Below are 20107 nucleotides of genomic sequence, written 5' to 3'. Positions count from 1 at the left end.
CTTCGGGCGGAGTTTTTATTTTGGCCCTAGCGCAACGGCGAATACGACGTCGGCACCAGAAAGCTGTTCTCGATGCGTTCAACGATGATGGCCTGGGCTTCGGTCTCGGCCCGCTTGGCCAGCCATTCCGGATCGCTCGCGAAGGCGTTCCACTTCTGCTCACGTTCGGCCAGGCTGTCCCATTGCAGCAGGTAGGTCAGCGACTGATTGCTGGGGCCGATCAGGGTGGTCCAGAAACCCAGCGGCTTGATGCCGTATTTTCCCCAGAACTTCAGGGTGATGTTTTCGAAGCGGGCATTCAGCGCCGGCAGGCGGCCGGGCGCGCAATGGTAGATACGCATTTCGTGAATCATGGCGGCTTTCGATAGTCAGGTAGTCAGGTAGTCAGGTAATTGTTCTGCATTGCTGGTCCCGCCGCGGCGGGCCAGCAAGTGTAACCGGGTGTCGTCGCTTATGCTGGCCCAGGCTCAGACTTCCAGGTAAGCCTTCCGGACATCCTGGCTGGCAGCGAGCGCTTCCATGCTGCCTTCGAAGCGCAGCTGCCCCTTTTCCAGCACATAGGCGCGGTCGCTGACCAGCTCGGCGAAATGCAGGTTTTGCTCCGACAGCAGGATGGATACGCCGGCCTCCTTGAGTTCAAGAATCATCGCTGCCATCTGCTCGACGATCACCGGCGCCACGCCTTCGGAGGGTTCGTCCAGCAGCACCAGGCAGGGATTGCCCATCAGCGTGCGCGCCACCGTCAGCATCTGCTGCTCGCCGCCGCTCATCTGCCCGCCACGCCGCCCGGGCATGCCTGCCAGATTCGGGAACAGGCGGAACAGCCTGTCGACGGTCCATTCCGGAATGCCGGAGCGTGGCGGCTGGCGGCCGATCTCCAGGTTTTCCAGCACGGTCAGGTCGGTGAAGATGCGGCGATTCTCCGGCACGAAGCCCATTCCCAGCCGGGCGATCCGGAACGATGGCAATGCGGCGATATCGTGGCCCATGAAATGGATCGCGCCGCGTCGTCTTTCCAGCAGGCCCATCACCGCCTTCATCGTGGTGGACTTGCCGGCGCCATTGCGGCCCATCAGCGCCACCACCTCGCCCGGCCGCACTTCCAGTGCCAGGTCGAACAGCACCTGGGCCCGGCCATACCAGGCATTGAGGCGTTCCACCTTCAGCATGGGATCGGTCATGCCGGGCTCCGTTTTCTGCCCAGCGTGCCGGCGCCAAAATAGACTTCCTGCACCTTGGGATGGGCCTGTATCGACGGGCCGTCGCCCTCGGCAATGAGCTTGCCGCGCGCCAGCACGATGATGCGGTCGGCATAGGCGAACACCACATCCATGCTGTGCTCGGTGAACAGCACGGCGATATTGCGCTCCGCGACCAGCTTCTTGGTCAGCGCCATCAGCGCATGGCGCTCCTGCGGTGCCATGCCGGCGGTCGGCTCGTCCATCAGCAGCAGGCGCGGCGCATTGGCCAGCGCGATTGCGAGTTCAACCCGCTTCACATCGCCATAGGCCAGCACGCTGCAGGGCCGGTCGGCCTGGCTTTCCATGCCGACCTGCGCCAGCAATTGCAATGCCTCCTCGCGGTAGAAACCAGCAGCCGGACGCCACAGATGGAAGACCTTGCGCTCGCGAGACAGCAGCGCCATCTGCACGTTCTCCACCACCGTCATCGAACTGAAGGTCTCGGTGATCTGGAAAGTGCGGCCCACGCCCAGGCGCCAGATCGCGCGCGGCGCCATCGTTGTCAGTTCATGGCCGTCGAAGCGGATCGATCCGGCATCCGGCCGCAACTGTCCATTGACCATGTTGAAGCAGGTGGTCTTGCCGGCGCCGTTCGGCCCGATCAGGGCCAGCAGTTGGCCGGCCGGCAGGTCGAACGACACATCGGCGACAGCGGCCACGCCGCCATAGGACTTCTTCAGGTTGCGTACCTGCAGCAGGCTCATTGCGTGGCCTCCACACGCTCGAAGCGGCTGCGGAGGGAGCCGACCACGCCCTGCGGGAAAGCCAGCACCAGCAACAGCATCACGCCTCCCAGAAGCGCGCGCCAGTATTCGGTCTCGCGCGCCAGCAGATCCTGCAACCAGGTAAACAGCACGCCGCCGACGATGGGACCGGACAGGGTCTGCACGCCGCCCAGCAGCACCATCACCAGGCCATCCACCGAGCGGCCGACCGAGATCGTTTCCGGCGATATGCTGCCCTTGGAAAAGGCAAACAGGGCGCCAGCCACGCCGCAGAACAGGCCGGCCAGCACGAACGCCATCCACTGCACCCGCTTGACATGGATGCCGATGGCTTCACTGCGCAATGGCGAGTCGCGCCCGGCGCGCATCGCGTAGCCAAAGGGCGAAAACAGTATGCGCCGCATCAGCCAGATGCAGCCGGCGCACAGCACAAGCGTGAGGTAGAAATACGCGCCACGGCCCGCCAGCCAGGCGGCCGGCCAGATGCCGACGATGCCGTTGCTGCCGCCGGTGACTTCATCGGACTGATAGACGATGGACCAGACGATCTGCGAAAACGCCAGCGTCAGCATCGCCAGATAGACGCCGGACAGGCGCACGCAGAACCAGCCAAACAGCAGCGCGCCCAGGCCGGCGACCAGGGGCGCGGCCAGCAGCGAGGCTTCCATCGGCATGGCCAGCGCCTTGAAGAACAGGGCCGCCCCGTAGGCGCCCAGGCCGAAGTAGGCGGCATGGCCGAAGGAATGCATGCCGGCCGGCCCCATGATGAAGTGCAGGCTGGTGGCAAAGAGCGCGGCGATCAGCAGGTCGATGGACAAGGTCAGCGCATACGGGAAGCTCTGGCCTGCCAACGGCAGCATCAGCAGCAAGGCCAGCATCAGCCAGGCGGCACGGCGCAGCGCCGGCCGCGCCGGTCGCAATGGCGCCTCGATGTCGGCCGGATTGCGGCTGGCGGCCTGCGGCCGGCCCAGCAGCCCCCACGGACGCCATACCAGCACCACCGCCATGATCAGGAATTCCACCACCAGGGTCAGCCTGGAAAACGAGACGTCCGTGCCGAACAGCTGCACGGTGCCAATGCCCGCGCACACGGCCTTGGTCACGGCAATCAGCAGGGCGGCAAGATAGGCGCCGGGTACGCTGCCCATGCCGCCGACCACCACCACGACGAAGGCATCGCCTATGGTCTGCAGGTCGAGGTTCAGGCTGGCCGGCTCCAGCGGCAATTGCAGGGCGCCGCCGAGGCCGGCCAGGAAGGCGCCCAGTGCGAACACACTGGTGAAGAGCCAGGCCTGGTTCACGCCTAGCGCGGCGACCATGTCGCGGTCCTGGGTTGCGGCCCTGATCAGGGCGCCCCAGCGGGTCTTGTTGAGCAGCAGCCAGAGCCCGGCCAGCACCAGCGGACCGATCCACATCAGCAGCAGGTTGTATTGCGGGAAGCGGCGTCCGAGCAGTTCGACCGAGCCTGACAGGCCGGGGGCGCGCGAGCCCAGCAATTCCTCGGCGCCCCAGACATAAAGGGCCGCATCCTTGATCACCAGCACCAGCGCAAAGGTGGCCAGCAACTGGAACAGCTCCGGCGCCCGGTAGATGCGGCGCAGGAGCAGGATCTCCACCAGCGCGCCGATCGCCGCCACCGCCGCGGCGGCCAGCAGCACGCCGCCCCAGAAGCCCAGCGGGCTCGCGCCGAGGCGCCCAGTCAGCCACTCGGTCAGCGAGTAGGCGATGTAGAGGCCCAGCATGTACAGCGACCCATGGGCAAAGTTGACCACGCGGGTGATGCCGAAGATCAGCGACAGCCCTGCTCCCACCAGAAACAGGGAAGAGGCGCCGGCCAGGCCGTTGAGCAGCTGGATGAGAAAACTCGAAAGCGTCATGGGAGCATCATGCCTGGGGCCGCATCACGCCGGCCATGCGACTTGCCGGACCGGGCAGGAAGGAGCGACCGGCATGGGACCTGATACTGCGCACCATGCCGGGCGTGCCGCGATTCATCCGGTTTATTCGGCTGCGCGCAGGGTCTTGACTTCGGCATCGGGCGGCAGGAATTTCGCGCCATCCTTGTAAGTCGGGTTTTCCATCACGCCCTTGCCACCCTTGACCGCCAGCGTGCCGACATAGGCGCCCATGGTGGACTGATGGTCCTGCGCGCGATAGGTGATGTTGCCGAAGGGCGTATCCACCGGCAGGCCCTTGAAGGCGTCCGCCAGCTTCTCGCTGTCAGTGCTGCCGGCCTTCCTGATACCGGCCGCCATCGACATGACCGCCGAATAGCCGACCACGGAACCCAGGCGCGGATAGGTGCCGTACTTCTTCTGATAGGCGTCGAAGAATGCCTTGTGTTCCGGCGTCTGTATGCTCTGCCATGGATACCCGGTGACGATCCAGCCGGCCGGCGCCTCGTCCTTCAGCGGGTCGAGGTATTCCGGCTCGCCCGACAGCAGGCTGACGACGGCGCGGTCCTTGAACAGGCCGCGGGTGCTGCCTTCCCGCACGAACTTGGCGAGGTCGGCGGCGAACAGCACATTGAAGATCGCGTCCGGCTTCGCGTCAGCAAGCGCCTGTGTCACCGCGCCAGCATCGATCTTGCCCAGCGCTGGCGCCTGTTCCTCGACGAATTCGACATCCGGCTGCTGCTGCTTCATCAGCTTCTTGAAGGTTGCCACCGAAGACTGGCCGTATTCATAGTTGGGATACACCAGCGCCCAGCGCTTCTTCTTCAGCTTGACCGCTTCCGGCACCAGCATCGCCACCTGCATATAGGTCGAGGGACGCAGGCGGAAGGTGTAACGGTTGCCGTTCTGCCAGACGATCTTGTCCGACAGGGGCTCGGCGGCCAGGAAGAAGAATTTCTTCTGCCTGGCAAAGTCGGTCACGGCCAGGCCGGTGTTGGAAAGGAAGGTGCCCATCAGCACATCCGCCTTCTCGCGCGAGACCAGCTCTTCGGCCACCCGGACCGCATCGCCCGGATTCGCGTTGTCGTCACGGGTGAGCAGCTCGACCTTGCGGCCGAGCAGGCCGCCGCCGGCATTGACCTGCTCCAGAGCCAATTCCATGCCCTTCTTGTACGGCTCGAGGAAGGCGGCCTGGGCTTTGTAGCTGTTGATCTCGCCTATGCGGATGGCGTCGGCTGCCGCGGCGGCGCCGGCAAGGCAGCTTGCCGCGACCAGCACGGCATATCCCGCTGCATGCTTGAAGTTCATCGAGTGCTCCTGGTATCTGGGTGTGTCCGGCAACAATTGGAAGGCAGTTCCGCCTGCCCGGGTGGATGCGGTACGGCAACCAGCCGACATTCTAGAGGCTAAAGCGCATTTCGGGGTTGAGCGGTTCAGTGACATCTGTGCTCGTACGGCATCGGCACTTGCCGCGCGAGCAGGCTGGTCTGCGAAAACTTGTGAGCTTTGTTCGGATAGCTTGTACTGAATTCGCAATTGAAATAGGACTAGGTATCTCAAATCTGCGATCCCAGCCGTTCTCAATGCCCAACCTCAGGAGAAAACATGACGCGGCCCAATAAATCCAAACCAAAGACAAGCGAGAAATCCAGTGCCCGGAAAAGCAAAGGCGCCACTCCGGACGCTCTGGCAGACAAGGCGTTGCAGCAAAGGCAGCTTGATGAAATCTCCGCTGGCAAGCTCTTGGCTGAGCCGGGCAGGCAAGGACCCAGGCCTCCTTGCGACACCGATGCATGAATCCATGAAAAACATTCCAGGGCGCCGCTTTTGTACCAGGCAGCGATTTCACCGCACTACAGCTGATTGTCCCGCTCAGCTCATCGGCGGCTGACCGTTCGACGCGGTCAGCCCGCCATCCACCGGCAGATTCACGCCATTGACGAAACGCGCATCGTGGCTGGCGAGAAAGGCGATCACGTCAGCCACCTCTTCCGGCTCGGCGCCGCGTCCGAGCGGAATGCGCTCGGCAAACTTGGCCATCAGTTCCGGCTTCTGGTACATGTCCTCGGTCATGTCGGTGCGGGTCAGGCTGGGACAGACCGCGTTGACGCGGATGCCGTCGCGGCCATGGTCCATGGCCAGCGCGCGGGTGAAATTGCAGACCGCGCCCTTGGCGGCGTTGTAGATGGACAGCCCCCAGTCGCCGCCCAGGCCGGAAACCGAGGCCACATTGATGATGGCGCCGCCGCTAAGGATGAGTTGCGGGATGGCGGCGCGGCAGGCGTAGTACACGCCGTCAAGATCGGTTGACATCACCTTCTTCCAGTCGTCCGCGCTGGAGTCGGTAATCTTGCCTTCGACGGCGACGCCGGCATTGTTGACCAGCACATCCAGCCGGCCAAACTGCCGCACCGTCTCGGCCACCAGCGCCTCGACCCCGGCCTGCTGCGATACATCGGTCACCCGCACCACAGCCTTGCCGGCCGGCAGGCTGGCGGCGACCTGGTCAAGCTTATGCTGCGTACGGCCGGCCAATACCACCGTGGCACCCTCGCTGGCGAAACGCCGGGCGGTGGCGGCCCCTATGCCGGAACCGGCGCCCGTCACAATTACTACCTTGTCATTGAATCGCGTCATCATGGCTCCTGTGGTGTGAATACAGCCATATGGACGCGCAAGGGAAAGCCGGGTTCGTGGATTTGCCGGCGCATTACACTTGGGTTGTTCAGGCGCAAGAGCGCCCGGGTTCAGACCATGCCCAGAATGCGGCCTATTTCCGCGATATACGGGCTGTCCTTCAGCACTTCGTTTTCCACCGCCGCCGACATGCGCTGGAATGACGAGCGTGCCGAATGGATGTCCTCGTCGGTTGCAGCGCGTCCGGCAGAAGCATTGAGCGTCGCACGCAACACCTCCAGTTCATGCCGCAGACGCTGTATGTCCTCGCGCTCGGGCGCCCTCTCCAGCTCTTGTTCCAGATCAGAGACCAGGAGGTTAATCCGTTCAAGATTCATTTGCGCACCGGTAGACGCACTGTTTGCGCCCATGTGTTCTTCAGTCATAAAACCTCCCGTTGGGATGATGAATGCATGGAATCGAAGGCTGGCTGGCAGGATCTGGCCAGCCGGATCGGCGTCAGGATCCGTCTGCATTATAGGCGCAAGCAGCGGCTTGCCAGATGGCCGAAACGGTGGCTGCCGGGAGTAACAAGATGCCCATCAATGAATGCTGCAAGCTCGACGTGGTCTGCTGCGACCCCGAACTCTCTCTGCCTGACACGGCGGCGCTGATGCGCAAGAACCATGTGGGCGACGTGATCGTCGTGGAGACGCGCTCGGGCACAAGGACGCCGGTCGGCATTGTCACCGATCGCGACATCGTGGTGGAAACCATGGCACTGCAGCTCGACGCCACCCTGTTTACCGCGGGCGACATCATGAATACGCCACTGGTATCGGTGAAGGAAGATGCCGGCTTCGTCGAAACCCTGCGCCTGATGCGCACCCATGGCGTGCGGCGCATGCCCGTGGTGAGCGAAAACGGCGCCCTGTACGGCATGGTGACGGCGGACGACATCGTGCGGCTGCTGGCGCTGGAGCTGTCGCTGATCACCGAAGCGATGTCGGGCCAGATGGCCCATGAGCGCCGGCTGCGCAAGTAAGCCCGCCGGCAGGGACGGCTGGGAATCGGGCAAGGTTCAGGCGCCGCCCTGGCTGGACAGTATTGCCGCCACCTCGTCATCGTCCACGGCATCGAAGTCGTCATAGAACTGCCCCACCGCCGCGAAGTCCTCGGGCGCATGCAGGCACACCACCTCGTCGGCCAGTGTTTGCACCCTGGCCAGGCTGTCGGGCGCGGCCACCGGCACCGCGCAGACCAGCCTGGCCGGCCTGGCCGCGCGCACCGCATGCAGGGCGGCAATCATGGTGGCGCCGGTCGCCAGGCCATCGTCGACCACGATGACAGTGCGGCCGGCCGGATCGACCCTGGGCCGCAATGGCGTGTAGCGCTCGCGCCGTTGATGCAGCAGCGCCATCTGGCGCCTGGTTTCCTGCTCGATATAGGCCTCGTTGGCGCCAGCGGCCGCGGCCAGCGGCGAGCGATACACCCAGCCGCTTTCATCCACAGCGCCAATCGCATATTCATCGCTGAATGGCGCGCCCAGTTTGCGCACCAGGACCACATCGAGCTCACCCTGCAGCTCGCCGGCGATTCGCTGCCCCATCGGGACCGCGCCGCGCGGTATGGCCAGCACCAGCGGCCTGCCGCCGCGGTAACGATGCAGATGCTGCGCAAGCTGGCGCGCGGCATCGTCACGGTCATGAAAGAGTCGTCCTTGCTTCATGGCGATTGCGGCAGGCCGCGCTCCTCGCTGAAAATTTCAGCATAGTGAGCCGGCACGGCGCAGGCCTGTGCCAGATCAAGCGTTCAGGTGCCAGCGGAACGCATGCACGCCAATTGATTTTGGCATCGCCGAACCTATATTGGAGGCGAGGCAGCGGACACGATCCGCCGCCGCCGCCGATTGCAGGCGGATGCGGTGTTCAACAGAAACCCTTATGCATTAACGAGGAGAACATCATGGCGAACAAACTGACACGCTTCGATCCTTTTACTGACCTGACCCGTTTTGACCGCCCCTTCGGCGGCCTGCAGGAGTTGTTCGAACAGTTCGGCATGCAACCGTTCGGACGCGGCGGGCAGTCCATGCCATCGATCCGGATGGATGTCTCGGAAACGCCGGAAGCCTATACGGTAAAGGCCGATATTCCAGGCATGAAAAAAGAGGACATCAAGGTCTCGATTGAAGGCAACCAGGTCTCGATCAGCGCCGAGTCGCGTTCCGAGAAGGAAGAGAAGGAAGGCGAGACGGTGGTGCGCAGCGAGCGCAGCTTTGGCCGCCAGTCGCGCAGCTTCACGCTGGGCAGCGAGATCGACGATGCAAAAGCCAGCGCGCGCTACGAGAACGGCGTGCTGGAACTGACACTGCCCAAGCGCGGCGGCGGCAGCGGCGCCAAGCATCTTTCCATCAGCTGACCTGTGTCGAGGAAGGCCAGTGGCTTCACGGGGCTGGCGCCGAACCAGCCCCTTCATGCTCCCTGATGAATTGCAGCGTGCGTTCCCGTGTCGGGATAGCGGCCCGGCCGCCCTTGCCGGTACATTTGAGCGCCGACACCGCGCTGGCAAAGCGCATTGCCGCCTCCACCGTGCTGCCTTCGGCAATGGACAGCGCATAGGCGCCGTGGAAGACATCGCCGGCGCCGGTGGTATCGACCACCTCCACCACAAAGGCCGGCTGGCGATGCACGCCGGCTTCGTCCATCCATATCACGCCGTCGCGGCCTCTGGTGACTGCCGCGACCCGGCATCCAAGGCGGCGCACCTGTTGCAGCGCGGCCAGGCGCGCCTCGTCGCTATCGGTCGGGCCGCCGGCGAAGGCGCGCAATCCGGGCTCGGAAAAGATCGCATGGTCCACCAGCGGCAGCAGCGCGCTGAATACCTCGGCGCTGGCGATTTCGCCATCGAGCACGGTCGGGATGCGATGCGCGCGCGCCGCGGCGAAACAGAGCGCTGCCGCTTCCGGCCAGCGCACGTCGCCATGCAGTGCATCGCAGCCGGCAAGCTCTTCCAGCGACAGCCAGCCGGGATCGGCATCCAGTCCTTCGCCGCGGAAGTTGACGATCATGCGCTCGCCGTCGCCGCCTACCATGATGCCCGACACCGATGACCTGGCATTGGGCATCAGCCTGAACTGGCTGACGTCCACGCCGTAAGCGGACATTTCCGCCAGCATGACCCTGCCCGCGCTATCGTCGCCGGCACGTCCCCAGTAGGCGCATGCGCCGCCCAGTCTGGCAACGGCCACGGCGGCATTGGCCGCCATGCCGCCGCCGAGTTCCAGGTAGTCATGTGCCGGAAACTTGCCGCCGCCTGAAGGAAGACGGTCGATCAGCCAGACCCGGTCCAGCGTGGTATTTCCTACGCAAATCAGTTTGGGCTGTTTGGGCGGCATGAAATGGCTCCCATTGCTGACAGGACGACAGGCAGTCATCATGCAGGGGCGATGCGCGCAAGGCAAGCAGCGGCAACCTTGATTCGCCGCAATGCAGCGCCCGATAGCGCGGGCGTAGGCTGGCATACCGTCCCGGCATGGAGCATGCAATGGCTTACAGGGTGATCACCGTCTATCTCGACCATTCGCCTCTGCTGGCGGCGACAGTGGCGCTGGCCGCCGATATCGCCATCGCGCAGGGCGGGCATCTGATCGGTGCAGCCTCCGGTGCCGATGCGCAGGCGCCGGAAGTCCTGCAGATATTTGATAGCGTAATGCGGCGCGCCGGCGTGGCCTCGTTCGCGACCAGAACGCTGGAAGGCGACCTGGCATCCATGCTGAGCGACAGCGGGCGCTACTGCGACCTGATCGTGCTCGGCCGTCGTCCACCGGACGACCCGAATGCCGCCATGCATGTCGACTTCTGCGAGTTCGTTGCCAGGAACAGCGCCTGTCCGGTGCTGATCGCGCCGCAGGGCGGGCATCTGCATGGCATGCCACGCCAGCCCCTGGTTGCCTGGAACGGCAGCCGCATCGCCGCAAGGGCGGTGCATGCGGCCTTGCCGCTGTTGCAGCAGCCAGGCAAGGTTACGGTAGCGGTCGTCAATTCCCCCGTCGGCGCGCCGGATCAGGAAACCGCGCCGGGAGCCGACATTGCACGCTATCTGCATCACCACGCCATCGCTGTCGACCTGGTGCAGCAGACCGTGGATGTCGATGCCGGACATGCCCTGCTGGCGCTGGCGGATGCGCGCAGCAGCGATCTGCTGGTGCTGGGTGCGAACGTGCATCCGCAGTTCAGGGACGTGCTGCATCAGGGAACGACGCGCACCGTTCTGGAGGCCGGGCGCATCGCCGCGCTGCTGTATCGGTAGAGAAAATTTCAATCAGGCTGCCCGAGGATGCGGCGCAACAGGCTGTCCATGCGTTGCCAATGGCTGCCCTTCCAATAGACGCGCTTGCAAACATCGCAGCGCCGGAACGTTTGATGCAGCGCCCGCACCTGCGGCGGCAGGCCTGCCTCCACCTCGCTCTTGGCTACCGGACGCAATGGCGCATTGCAATGCAGGCACAGGGTGAAAGGCCTGGCCTGTTGCGCCAGGCGATAACGCGCCAGCACCTGCTGCGCCTGCGGCTCCGCCTTGAGCGCGCGCACATAGCAGCCATGCAGGATTTCCTTTCGGATCAGGAGATCGCGGTCGCGCGTGAGCACGATGCGCTGCTGCTGGGCCGAGATGGATGCGATCTCGGCATCATGAAAAGCGTTGTCATACAGCGTATCGAAGCCCGCCATGCGCAGCAGGCGGGCCAGGCCGCCGAGATGGGCATCGGCCACGAACAGCACCGGCGACGGCGGCGGGAGACTGCCGGGAAAGACGCTCACCCGGTCGCCTTCCTGCAGCATCTGGTCCAGCCCGGCATCGGCTTCATTGATCCTCACCAGTCCAACCTCGGTATGCGGCACGCCCAGCGCTTCAATCATGTGCTTGGCTGTGGCGGCACGGGCGCAGGGCGTGGCGAAAGCCCGATGCCGGCGTGCCGCCGGCAGAAACTCATTGAGTTCGTCGTGAAAATGGAAAGTCGCCGTGACCATGGCCGGGAGTATCGCATCCAACGCTGCAAGCGACAGGCGCCGCGTGCAGGCTGCTTGCCCCGACGCAGAACCAGTGCGGCCCGCCGGCTGCTATCCTGTGCGCCCGGCATCGATAGCTGACCACCGCGCGCCTTCGCGCCCATATTCAGGAGAAGAGATTGCATCTTGAACCGACCCCATCATTTCCCGACCTCGCCGCATTTCCCGATCTGCTGGATGGCTTCCCGGGCATCAGGCTTGCAGGCAATAACGCAGGCCAGGCCTTTATCGCGGCCCAGGGCGCGCATGTGCTGTCCTGGCGTCCGGCTGACGGACGTGAACGGCTTTACCTGTCCGCCACTACTGGCGGCCTCAGGCAGGCCGGAGAGCGCGCCGATCCGATACGTGGCGGCATACCCGTCTGCCTGCCGCAGTTTTCCGACCGCGGCCCGCTGGTCAAGCATGGTTTTGCCCGCAACCTGCCGTGGAAGCTTGCCGAGCGCAGCGCCAACACCGTGGTCCTGACCCTGCGCGACGACCCGGCCAGCCTGGCGCAATGGCCATATCCCTTTCTTGCGACCCTGACCGTGATCCAGGAACCGGACAGCCTGGAAGTGCGCCTGTCCGTTGCCAACACCGGCGACCAGCCGTTTTCCTTCAGCACCGCGCTGCATACCTATCTGCGGGTCGACGACATCCGCAACACCCGCCTGCTCGGCCTGCAAAATGTGTCCTACCAGGATGCGACCGACCATTGCGTCGTCAAGACGCAGGAGGAAGCGCAACTGGCCATCTCAAGCGAAGTTGACCGGGTCTACATGGCGCCGCCTGCCAGCCTGCAATTGATAGAGCAAGGGCATGCGCCACTGCAGATCAGCCAGCAGGGCTTTTCCGACACCGTGGTCTGGAATCCTGGCCCGGAGAAGGCGCGCGCTCTGCCGGACATGCCCGATCAGGACTGGCAACACATGCTCTGCGTCGAGGCAGCCTGCGCGGCAGCACCCGTGACGCTGCCCGCCGGCGCGGTCTGGCAAGGTAGTCAGCGTCTGAGCCTGGCTTAGGCACCTGGCTGCTTGCTGGCGTGCACAGTAGCCCGTGATACGTTCCGGCACTAGTCTTGCAACTGTGCACATTCGCCCCATCTGCAGGGTTTCAACGAGAACGATTCGCCTCGATGCTGCGTTTTCTGTCGCTATTTCTGCATGGCTTGATTGCCTTGCGTCTGCTGCCTGAACTCGGCCAGTGGCCGGTATTGTCGTCAGCGCTGGCATTAGCGCTATTGAACTCGGTGCTGCTCATGCCCATGGGTATAGGGCTGGCTTCGCGGCTGGCTGGCTTTGGGCACCGGACAACGCGTGTAGTCACCTGGCTTGCATGGGCCGGCATGGGCTTCTCGTCCACGCTGTTGATCCTGACGTTCATCCGGGAACTGGCCCTGCTGGGCACACTGGCAGCTGACTTCATCTGGCCGGGATGGCTGGACCTGGCCACCTGGCGACACCAGTCCGCGTTGACGGTTGCAGTGCTTGGCTTCCTGATCACGCTGCTCGGCTTTTCCAATGCGCGCCGGACGGCGGCCGTGGCCCGCGTAAGCATCCCGATCAGGAACCTGCCGCCTGCCCTGCAAGGATTCAGGATTGTGCAGATCAGCGACATCCATGTCGGACCAACAATACGCCGGGACTATCTGCGGCGCATAGTCGCTGCAGTCAACCGACAGCAGCCCGATATGGTTGCGATCACCGGTGACCTCGTGGATGGCAGCGTAAGGGAACTGGCGCCTCATGTCGCACCGCTGGAAGGATTGGTCTCGCGCCACGGTAGTTATTTCGTCACTGGCAACCACGAATATTATTCGGGCGCCCATGCTTGGATTGCCGAATTGCGCCGCCTGGGCATCAAGGTACTGCTCAACAGCCATGTGGTGCTGGACCATCAGGGGGCGACTGCGGTAGTGGCCGGAGTCACCGATTACAGCGCCGGTCGTTTCGACCCCGCGCATCGAAGCGACCCGCATGCTGCCATTGCCGGTGCGCCGTCTCACGCCGCAGTCAGGATAGTGCTGGCACACCAGCCGCGTAGCGCATCAGCGGCGGCTGAAGCCGGCTTCGATTTGCAGTTGTCCGGCCACACCCATGGTGGCCAGTTCATGCCTTGGAACTTTTTTGTAAAACTGCAGCAGCCTTTTGTCGCCGGGCTACACCGGCTAGGCCAACTTTGGGTCTACACCAGTCGCGGTACCGGCTACTGGGGACCTCCGAAACGGTTCGGCGCACCATCCGAAATTACGCTGATCAAGCTGGTCGCCTGCTGAACCACCGCGGCATTTCCAGCACTGCGGCGCTTGGATGGCTGATGCAGAGAGATGCTGACTGATCGTTCTGGCACCGATGCTCAACGATGACCTTCAAGAGCAGCGATCCGATGATGCCAGCGATCAGCAGAAGCACCATCAATTGAATAATGGTCAGCCCCATTTGTCTTTTCACCATGGTTTTAAATTTTTAATCTGGAAAAATTCCACCCGTCGTTAGAAATCCGGAAGCAGAAAAGGAAGGAACCGCGATGATACCGATTCACGGGACAAGTGTATGTGTTTCAAAAAATATCGGGCAAGATCAAGGTGCGGTGAAGACATCCTGCTTCGAGTGAGCAACTAAGCTGAAGCGTCACTTTCTTTGCCTTAAGAAAAATTCCCTCCCAGTGCCCCTGCGCTTGGCTAACGCAATCATTCAGCGAAAGAATGACTGGTATTGAAACTGGAAATTTTGTTTAATCGGGGAAATTGCTTATAGTCCTTCCTGTCTCCTCCACCCTCCCAAAGGATGGATTTACCCGCTGACCTGTGCAGCGGGTTTTTTTTGCCTGTTATTTACACTCATTTAAAACGCCCCGCCTTACATGGTTGATGGACGGGGATCGGTTGGTCCTGTGTGTGACAGTGCATTTGCACAAGCATTGTCTCGGTTTAAAGGTACCCTGAAAAGCAAAACCCGCGATCTCAGCGATCGCGGGTTTTCTGTCTTCTCGGCTACCCCATTGGATATGGATTTTTGTGCGTGGATGATGCAATAAACTGCATGTTTTGTCTACTACTAGATGAGCGGTTTTCCGAAAAAACCGGGCGTTACCCTCTCCCATGCTCCATTGAAAGGTGAGATTTCCTGCAATCATTTCTCAAAGCAATCTATGCATTCGGAAAGAAGCTTTAGCTATTGGCAGACAGTTCCTTGTTACTGAAATTATTAAGGCATCACTTGGTTCGATTCCGTATCTTATGTTGCTCAACCAGACCTTGACTCCCCTACCTCTCAAGAACGCCAGGACCTAATCAAACCGAAATGAATGTAACCTAAAATAGATATAACGCATCGACCAACACTCATGCTGCGCTGCATGTAGACATGTGCGCTCATTGAGTTCAATATCTCTCCTACAAAAATCCATACCCAGTGGGAAGCGATGAGACAGGGAAGCCCGCAGCCGTTTTGGCTGCGGGTCTTTCTTTTTGGAGCATCTATAGAGCGGTTTATAAATGATGGATGACTCTTGTTGGCCGCATAGAGTTAACTGCCAACAGTAACTGCTATGAGTTGATGCCTGAAAGAACGCTGCGGCTTGTGGCGTGGCTAGGAAGACACCTGTTTTCAAAATGTACGAATAGAATTTCTATTGGTAATTAGGTTTTGTATTCAAAACACCTTTCAAACCATTTATTGCAGAATCACTGTGCCAGTGTAACTAATGGTTCTGGCGAAAGCGTTCTAGCAACAGATTTTTTACACACGGTTCTTTACATTGGCGAGCGTACCGCCAAGCATGCGGCTATAAAGAAAACCTAGGTGTTGTAAAAGATTCGTCAAGTATAAGAGGGGGAGCGCAATTTTCTCCCGCGCTGGGTAGATCTGGCGCCGCTTGCCAATCAGTCGACCCTGAACTTTTCCTTGTCTTTACCCTTCAGCCAAGCAGGCATCCGCCCACGTCCGGACCAGGTATTTCCAGAATCGTCCCTGAATTGGACGTTAGAGAGTGCAGCAGCTTTACTACCCTTTCGGCGTCCAGCACTTTCAAGATCCTGAACTGTAATACCGTACTCGTTCATCAAATTTTTGATTTCCGCAATTGCACCACCGATCTCCTTCAAACGAACTTCTTCAGCGTCTTGCTTGAGCTTAGCAATTTGGTCTTGCAGTTCTTTGAACGTTGCCATTAGATAAAGTCCTTTAAAAATCACGAAGAGGAAAGGAAGTGCTTGTGTGGGTGGAAGACTATCCCATAAATAAACTATTGACAAGCTGCGTCTTGGGAGAAACTACATGAATATTCAGGTAATTTTCCTAGCCCTAAAAGATCAAATTTACAGAGCCAGACGATAAAAAGCCTTCTTTGGTGCAACCGGTTAAGCGAGACTGGGAAACTTCCCCGGTTTATCAGATGGCTAGTTAGCCAATATCATGCAAGGGGAGACTATTACTGATGTATTGAGGCCCACGACAACATTGAATTGTTGAAGATATTGCTGTGAATGGAGAGGTTTTGAGTTGCATCGCAAATACAAATCTCATTCAGGTTCGGGGATCATACTCCCCAAGCACCTAGCGAATAGTGACGCTGCTTCTAAGCGGGTTTGTCTTAAAAAGCAGAATGCAAAAGCCACTTCGAGAAGCAAACCCTGTTGGAAGCTTTTTCGAGTTCCTATTGCTCTTTATTCTTGCTTGTTGTTTTAAGAGCCAATTTTGAATGTGACAAACGAGTGCCAGGTGCACGGAATGGGCCAGTAAAGGGAGTTCAGCAGCACGCTTTCTGTGTACGTAACCAAGTCCGGCAAGCGGTCGATGCCCCTCTGCAAACAAGTGAGGCGCCAATAGGCAAACAAATGGGGCTGACTCCAGTGCAGCAAAACCAAACAAGGCACGGTTTTAAGGCCGGCTATAAACTGGATTGCCATTACTTAGTTGGCGGCCTATCTCGGCTGGTTGAAGTTGCGGCACGGTGGGACATTTTAAAAAATGCATGGGCGGAAAAGGCTCGTATTGCGCAGCAAGAACTAGTTGAAAATGCGCTCCTGGATTGTTGTCCTAGCAAACGCAGCGCTTCCGTCGCCCAAAGCAAAAACCCCCGACGCCTGCTGGCGCCGGGGGTTTTCTAATAACAGCCTGACGATGACCTACTTTCACACTGGTTGCAGCACTATCATCGGCGCAAAGTCGTTTCACGGTCCTGTTCGGGATGGGAAGGGGTGGTACCAACTCGCTATGGTCATCAGGCATGACTTGTCGGTTGTCTGTCGCGCTGCCGGCTCCTCGCCTGGCACACGCCACATCCAACCCAAAGGGAAGAAGCAGCCGCATCGCTCCTGCACTTCGCAGGGGTGATGCAACGATCAATGTCTTGTCTTGCAGGTTGTGAGTATCGGAACGTCACGCACCACACAGCGCCGCTATGCACCATCAAGGTTATAGGGACAAGCCGCACGGGCAATTAGTACTGGTTAGCTTAACGCATTACTGCGCTTCCACACCCAGCCTATCAACGTCCTGGTCTCGAACGACCCTTTAGGGGAGTCAAGCTCCCGGGAAGTCTCATCTCAAGGCGAGTTTCCCGCTTAGATGCTTTCAGCGGTTATCTCTTCCGAACTTAGCTACCCGGCAATGCCACTGGCGTGACAACCGGTACACCAGAGGTTCGTCCACTCCGGTCCTCTCGTACTAGGAGCAGCCCCCTTCAAACTTCCAACGCCCACGGCAGATAGGGACCAAACTGTCTCACGACGTTTTAAACCCAGCTCACGTACCACTTTAAATGGCGAACAGCCATACCCTTGGGACCGGCTACAGCCCCAGGATGTGATGAGCCGACATCGAGGTGCCAAACTCCCCCGTCGATATGAACTCTTGGGAGGAATCAGCCTGTTATCCCCAGAGTACCTTTTATCCGTTGAGCGATGGCCCTTCCATACAGAACCACCGGATCACTATGTCCTACTTTCGTACCTGCTCGACTTGTCAGTCTCGCAGTTAAGCACGCTTATGCCATTGCACTATGAGCACGATGTCCGACCGTACCTAGCGTACCTTCGAACTCCTCCGTTACACTTTGGGAGGAGACCGCCCCAGTCAAACTGCCTACCATGCACTGTCCCCGATCCGGATAACGGACCAAGGTTAGAACCTCAAACAAACCAGGGTGGTATTTCAAGGTTGGCTCCACGAGAACTAGCGTCCCCGCTTCAAAGCCTCCCACCTATCCTACACAGATTGGTTCAAAGTCCAATGCAAAGCTACAGTAAAGGTTCATGGGGTCTTTCCGTCTAGCCGCGGGTAGATTGCATCATCACAAACATTTCAACTTCGCTGAGTCTCGGGAGGAGACAGTGTGGCCATCGTTACGCCATTCGTGCAGGTCGGAACTTACCCGACAAGGAATTTCGCTACCTTAGGACCGTTATAGTTACGGCCGCCGTTTACTGGGACTTCAATCAAGAGCTTGCACCCCATCATTTAATCTTCCAGCACCGGGCAGGCGTCACACCCTATACGTCCACTTTCGTGTTTGCAGAGTGCTGTGTTTTTATTAAACAGTCGCAGCCACCAGTTTATTGCAACCCCGTCGCCCTTCTGGCGCAGGCCAGTCAAGCTACCAGGGCGTACCTTATCCCGAAGTTACGGTACCAATTTGCCGAGTTCCTTCTCCCGAGTTCTCTCAAGCGCCTTAGAATACTCATCTCGCCCACCTGTGTCGGTTTGCGGTACGGTCTCGTGTGACTGAAGCTTAGAGGCTTTTCTTGGAACCACTTCCGATTGCTTCGCAGCTTAAAGCCGCTGGTCTCGACCCCTTGAATTACGCCCCCGGATTTGCCTAAGGGCCTTCTACAAGTCAAGAACCGGGACATCCAACACCCGGACAACCATTCGCGATCCGTCCCCCCATCGCATCACACGACGGTGCAGGAATATTAACCTGCTTCCCATCAGCTACGCATCTCTGCCTCGCCTTAGGGGCCGACTCACCCTGCTCCGATGAACGTTGAACAGGAAACCTTGGGCTTACGGCGTGGGGGCTTTTCACCCCCATTATCGCTACTCATGTCAGCATTCGCACTTCTGATACCTCCAGCATCCTTTACAAGACACCTTCGCAGGCTTACAGAACGCTCTCCTACCATATGACGTAATGAATTACGTCATATCCGCAGCTTCGGTGACTGGCTTAGCCCCGTTACATCTTCCGCGCAGGACGACTCGATCAGTGAGCTATTACGCTTTCTTTAAAGGGTGGCTGCTTCTAAGCCAACCTCCTGACTGTTTTAGCCTTCCCACTTCGTTTTCCACTTAGCCAATCTTTGGGACCTTAGCTGGCGGTCTGGGTTGTTTCCCTCTTGACGCCGGACGTTAGCACCCGACGTCTGTCTCCCAAGCTCGCACTCATCGGTATTCGGAGTTTGCAATGGGTTGGTAAGTCGCGATGACCCCCTAGCCATAACAGTGCTCTACCCCCGATGGTGATACTTGAGGCACTACCTAAATAGTTTTCGGAGAGAACCAGCTATTTCCAAGTTTGTTTAGCCTTTCACCCCTACCCACAGCTCATCCCCTAATTTTTCAACATTAGTGGGTTCGGACCTCCAGTACCTGTTACGGCACCTTCATCCTGGCCATGAGTAGATCACTTGGTTTCGGGTCTACACCCAGCGACTGTCGCCCTGTTCGGACTCGATTTCTCTACGGCTTCCCTATGCGGTTAACCTTGCCACTGAATGTAAGTCGCTGACCCATTATACAAAAGGTACGCCGTCACCCCACGAAGGGGCTCCGACTGTTTGTATGCACACGGTTTCAGGATCTATTTCACTCCCCTTCCGGGGTTCTTTTCGCCTTTCCCTCACGGTACTGGTTCACTATCGGTCGATTACGAGTATTTAGCCTTGGAGGATGGTCCCCCCATGTTCAGACAGGATTTCACGTGTCCCGCCCTACTTGTCGCAAGCCTGGTTCCACAATCATGATTTCGCGTACGGGGCTATCACCCGCTACGGCTGCACTTTCCAGAGCATTCCACTATCACGACTGCTAAATCTTGCTGGCTGGTCCCATTTCGCTCGCCACTACTTTGGGAATCTCGGTTGATTTCTTTTCCTGCAGCTACTTAGATGTTTCAGTTCGCCGCGTTCGCTTCACACACCTATGTATTCAGTGAGTGATGACCCTTGCGGGCCGGGTTTCCCCATTCGGACATCTGCGGATCAAAGCTTGTTTGCCAGCTCCCCGCAGCTTATCGCAAGCTACTGCGTCCTTCATCGCCTGTAATCGCCAAGGCATCCACCATGTGCACTTAGTCACTTGTCCCTATAACGTTGACCTCTGGAGTCACCTCCAAAGACGTCACAGGCAAGCGCTGTGTTTCATTTGATGCATGTTTGTTTCGATACAATCACAACCCGGCAATGCTGCTTACAATGAACATGACTGCTCACTGTCTTCGCATTGCGAATTACATTGATCTTTACTACTTCTTCCACTTTGTTAAAGAACGAATACAGCCTTGTTGATTGCAATGATCAAACCTAAGTCCCGCAACGCTGTTGCTGACTTACGTTTGTACCTTGCCACAGTGTGATCAGG

19 protein-coding genes and 2 rRNA genes are annotated in these 20107 nt (G+C 59.5%); 7 read left to right on the top strand and 14 right to left on the bottom strand.

The window, feature by feature from the left end; translation table 11 throughout:
- Positions 1-26: 26 nt before the first annotated feature.
- From KTQ42_RS15895 to KTQ42_RS15875, 5 genes are all read right to left on the bottom strand, one after another.
- Positions 27-353 (bottom strand): NIPSNAP family protein, encoded by a 327-nt coding sequence (locus KTQ42_RS15895; RefSeq protein WP_217346367.1) that lies wholly within the window; start codon positions 351-353, stop codon positions 27-29.
- Positions 354-467: 114 nt separating this feature from the next.
- Positions 468-1181 (bottom strand): ABC transporter ATP-binding protein, encoded by a 714-nt coding sequence (locus KTQ42_RS15890; protein ID WP_217346366.1) that lies wholly within the window; start codon positions 1179-1181, stop codon positions 468-470.
- The gene (locus KTQ42_RS15885) at positions 1178-1945 is read right to left on the bottom strand and encodes an ABC transporter ATP-binding protein (RefSeq protein WP_217346365.1); all 768 of its coding nucleotides are present in this window, start codon (positions 1943-1945) and stop codon (positions 1178-1180) included. Before KTQ42_RS15885 ends, KTQ42_RS15890 begins: the two co-directional genes overlap by 4 nt.
- Positions 1942-3843: an ABC transporter permease gene (locus KTQ42_RS15880; protein WP_217346364.1), complete on the bottom strand. Its 1902-nt coding sequence runs from the start codon at positions 3841-3843 to the stop codon at positions 1942-1944. Before KTQ42_RS15880 ends, KTQ42_RS15885 begins: the two co-directional genes overlap by 4 nt.
- A 123-nt stretch (positions 3844-3966) precedes the next feature.
- Entirely contained in the window at positions 3967-5169 is a 1203-nt protein-coding gene (locus KTQ42_RS15875) for an ABC transporter substrate-binding protein (RefSeq protein WP_217346363.1), read from the bottom strand.
- A 297-nt stretch (positions 5170-5466) separates the two neighbouring features.
- On the opposite strand from KTQ42_RS15875, the gene KTQ42_RS15870 reads away from it, so the two are divergent.
- Positions 5467-5658 carry a hypothetical protein gene (locus KTQ42_RS15870; RefSeq protein ID WP_217346362.1) on the top strand — a complete coding sequence of 64 codons (192 nt, stop codon included), beginning with the start codon at positions 5467-5469 and terminating at the stop codon, positions 5656-5658.
- A 75-nt stretch (positions 5659-5733) separates the two neighbouring features.
- Here KTQ42_RS15870 and KTQ42_RS15865 read toward each other — a convergent pair whose 3' ends face one another.
- The gene (locus KTQ42_RS15865; RefSeq protein ID WP_217347001.1) at positions 5734-6498 is read right to left on the bottom strand and encodes an SDR family oxidoreductase; all 765 of its coding nucleotides are present in this window, start codon (positions 6496-6498) and stop codon (positions 5734-5736) included.
- A gap of 110 nt (positions 6499-6608) precedes the next feature.
- Complete coding sequence (locus KTQ42_RS15860) at positions 6609-6923, bottom strand: hypothetical protein (RefSeq protein WP_217346361.1); 315 nt, start codon at positions 6921-6923, stop codon at positions 6609-6611.
- 149 nt (positions 6924-7072) lie between these two features.
- On the opposite strand from KTQ42_RS15860, the gene KTQ42_RS15855 reads away from it, so the two are divergent.
- Positions 7073-7522: a CBS domain-containing protein gene (locus KTQ42_RS15855; protein WP_217346360.1), complete on the top strand. Its 450-nt coding sequence runs from the start codon at positions 7073-7075 to the stop codon at positions 7520-7522.
- Between the two features lie 36 nt (positions 7523-7558).
- Here KTQ42_RS15855 and KTQ42_RS15850 read toward each other — a convergent pair whose 3' ends face one another.
- Positions 7559-8206, bottom strand: coding sequence for a phosphoribosyltransferase family protein (locus KTQ42_RS15850; RefSeq protein WP_217346359.1), 648 nt, complete (start codon positions 8204-8206; stop codon positions 7559-7561).
- 236 nt (positions 8207-8442) lie between these two features.
- Between KTQ42_RS15850 and KTQ42_RS15845 the strand changes: the two genes are divergently transcribed.
- Positions 8443-8898, top strand: a complete 456-nt coding sequence (locus tag KTQ42_RS15845) for an Hsp20/alpha crystallin family protein (RefSeq protein ID WP_217346358.1) — start codon at positions 8443-8445, stop codon at positions 8896-8898.
- Positions 8899-8923: 25 nt separating this feature from the next.
- Here the strand turns inward: KTQ42_RS15845 and KTQ42_RS15840 are convergent, their stop codons facing one another.
- Positions 8924-9874, bottom strand: coding sequence for a sugar kinase (locus tag KTQ42_RS15840; RefSeq protein WP_217346357.1), 951 nt, complete (start codon positions 9872-9874; stop codon positions 8924-8926).
- 149 nt (positions 9875-10023) lie between these two features.
- On the opposite strand from KTQ42_RS15840, the gene KTQ42_RS15835 reads away from it, so the two are divergent.
- Entirely contained in the window at positions 10024-10788 is a 765-nt protein-coding gene (locus KTQ42_RS15835) for a universal stress protein (protein ID WP_217346356.1), read from the top strand.
- A gap of 8 nt (positions 10789-10796) precedes the next feature.
- On the opposite strand, the gene KTQ42_RS15830 is transcribed toward KTQ42_RS15835, so the two are convergent.
- Positions 10797-11507 carry a Mut7-C ubiquitin/RNAse domain-containing protein gene (locus KTQ42_RS15830; RefSeq protein WP_217346355.1) on the bottom strand — a complete coding sequence of 237 codons (711 nt, stop codon included), beginning with the start codon at positions 11505-11507 and terminating at the stop codon, positions 10797-10799.
- A gap of 158 nt (positions 11508-11665) precedes the next feature.
- Between KTQ42_RS15830 and KTQ42_RS15825 the strand changes: the two genes are divergently transcribed.
- The gene (locus KTQ42_RS15825) at positions 11666-12547 is read left to right on the top strand and encodes a D-hexose-6-phosphate mutarotase (protein ID WP_217346354.1); all 882 of its coding nucleotides are present in this window, start codon (positions 11666-11668) and stop codon (positions 12545-12547) included.
- Positions 12548-12660: 113 nt separating this feature from the next.
- On the top strand, positions 12661-13800 hold the full coding sequence (locus KTQ42_RS15820) for a metallophosphoesterase (RefSeq protein WP_217346353.1): 1140 nt from the start codon (positions 12661-12663) through the stop codon (positions 13798-13800).
- Here KTQ42_RS15820 and KTQ42_RS15815 read toward each other — a convergent pair.
- Together KTQ42_RS15815 and KTQ42_RS15810 are read right to left on the bottom strand one after the other, a co-directional pair.
- On the bottom strand, positions 13781-13963 hold the full coding sequence (locus tag KTQ42_RS15815; protein ID WP_217346352.1) for a hypothetical protein: 183 nt from the start codon (positions 13961-13963) through the stop codon (positions 13781-13783). The genes KTQ42_RS15820 and KTQ42_RS15815 overlap by 20 nt on opposite strands.
- A 1445-nt stretch (positions 13964-15408) precedes the next feature.
- Positions 15409-15696, bottom strand: a complete 288-nt coding sequence (locus tag KTQ42_RS15810; RefSeq protein WP_217346351.1) for an H-NS histone family protein — start codon at positions 15694-15696, stop codon at positions 15409-15411.
- Positions 15697-16362: 666 nt separating this feature from the next.
- Between KTQ42_RS15810 and KTQ42_RS15805 the strand changes: the two genes are divergently transcribed.
- Positions 16363-16635: a hypothetical protein gene (locus tag KTQ42_RS15805; RefSeq protein WP_217346350.1), complete on the top strand. Its 273-nt coding sequence runs from the start codon at positions 16363-16365 to the stop codon at positions 16633-16635.
- Between the two features lie 5 nt (positions 16636-16640).
- Here KTQ42_RS15805 and rrf read toward each other — a convergent pair.
- Together rrf and KTQ42_RS15795 are read right to left on the bottom strand one after the other, a co-directional pair.
- Positions 16641-16753: ribosomal RNA gene (gene rrf, locus KTQ42_RS15800) — 5S ribosomal RNA — on the bottom strand.
- A gap of 193 nt (positions 16754-16946) precedes the next feature.
- A 23S ribosomal RNA gene (locus tag KTQ42_RS15795) occupies positions 16947-19831 on the bottom strand.
- Positions 19832-20107: the final 276 nt, after the last annotated feature.

Source organism: Noviherbaspirillum sp. L7-7A, from assembly GCF_019052805.1.
Taxonomy (GTDB): domain Bacteria; phylum Pseudomonadota; class Gammaproteobacteria; order Burkholderiales; family Burkholderiaceae_D; genus Noviherbaspirillum_A.
Note: the sequence above shows the minus strand (reverse complement) of the source record. Positions and strands in the feature narration are given on the sequence as shown.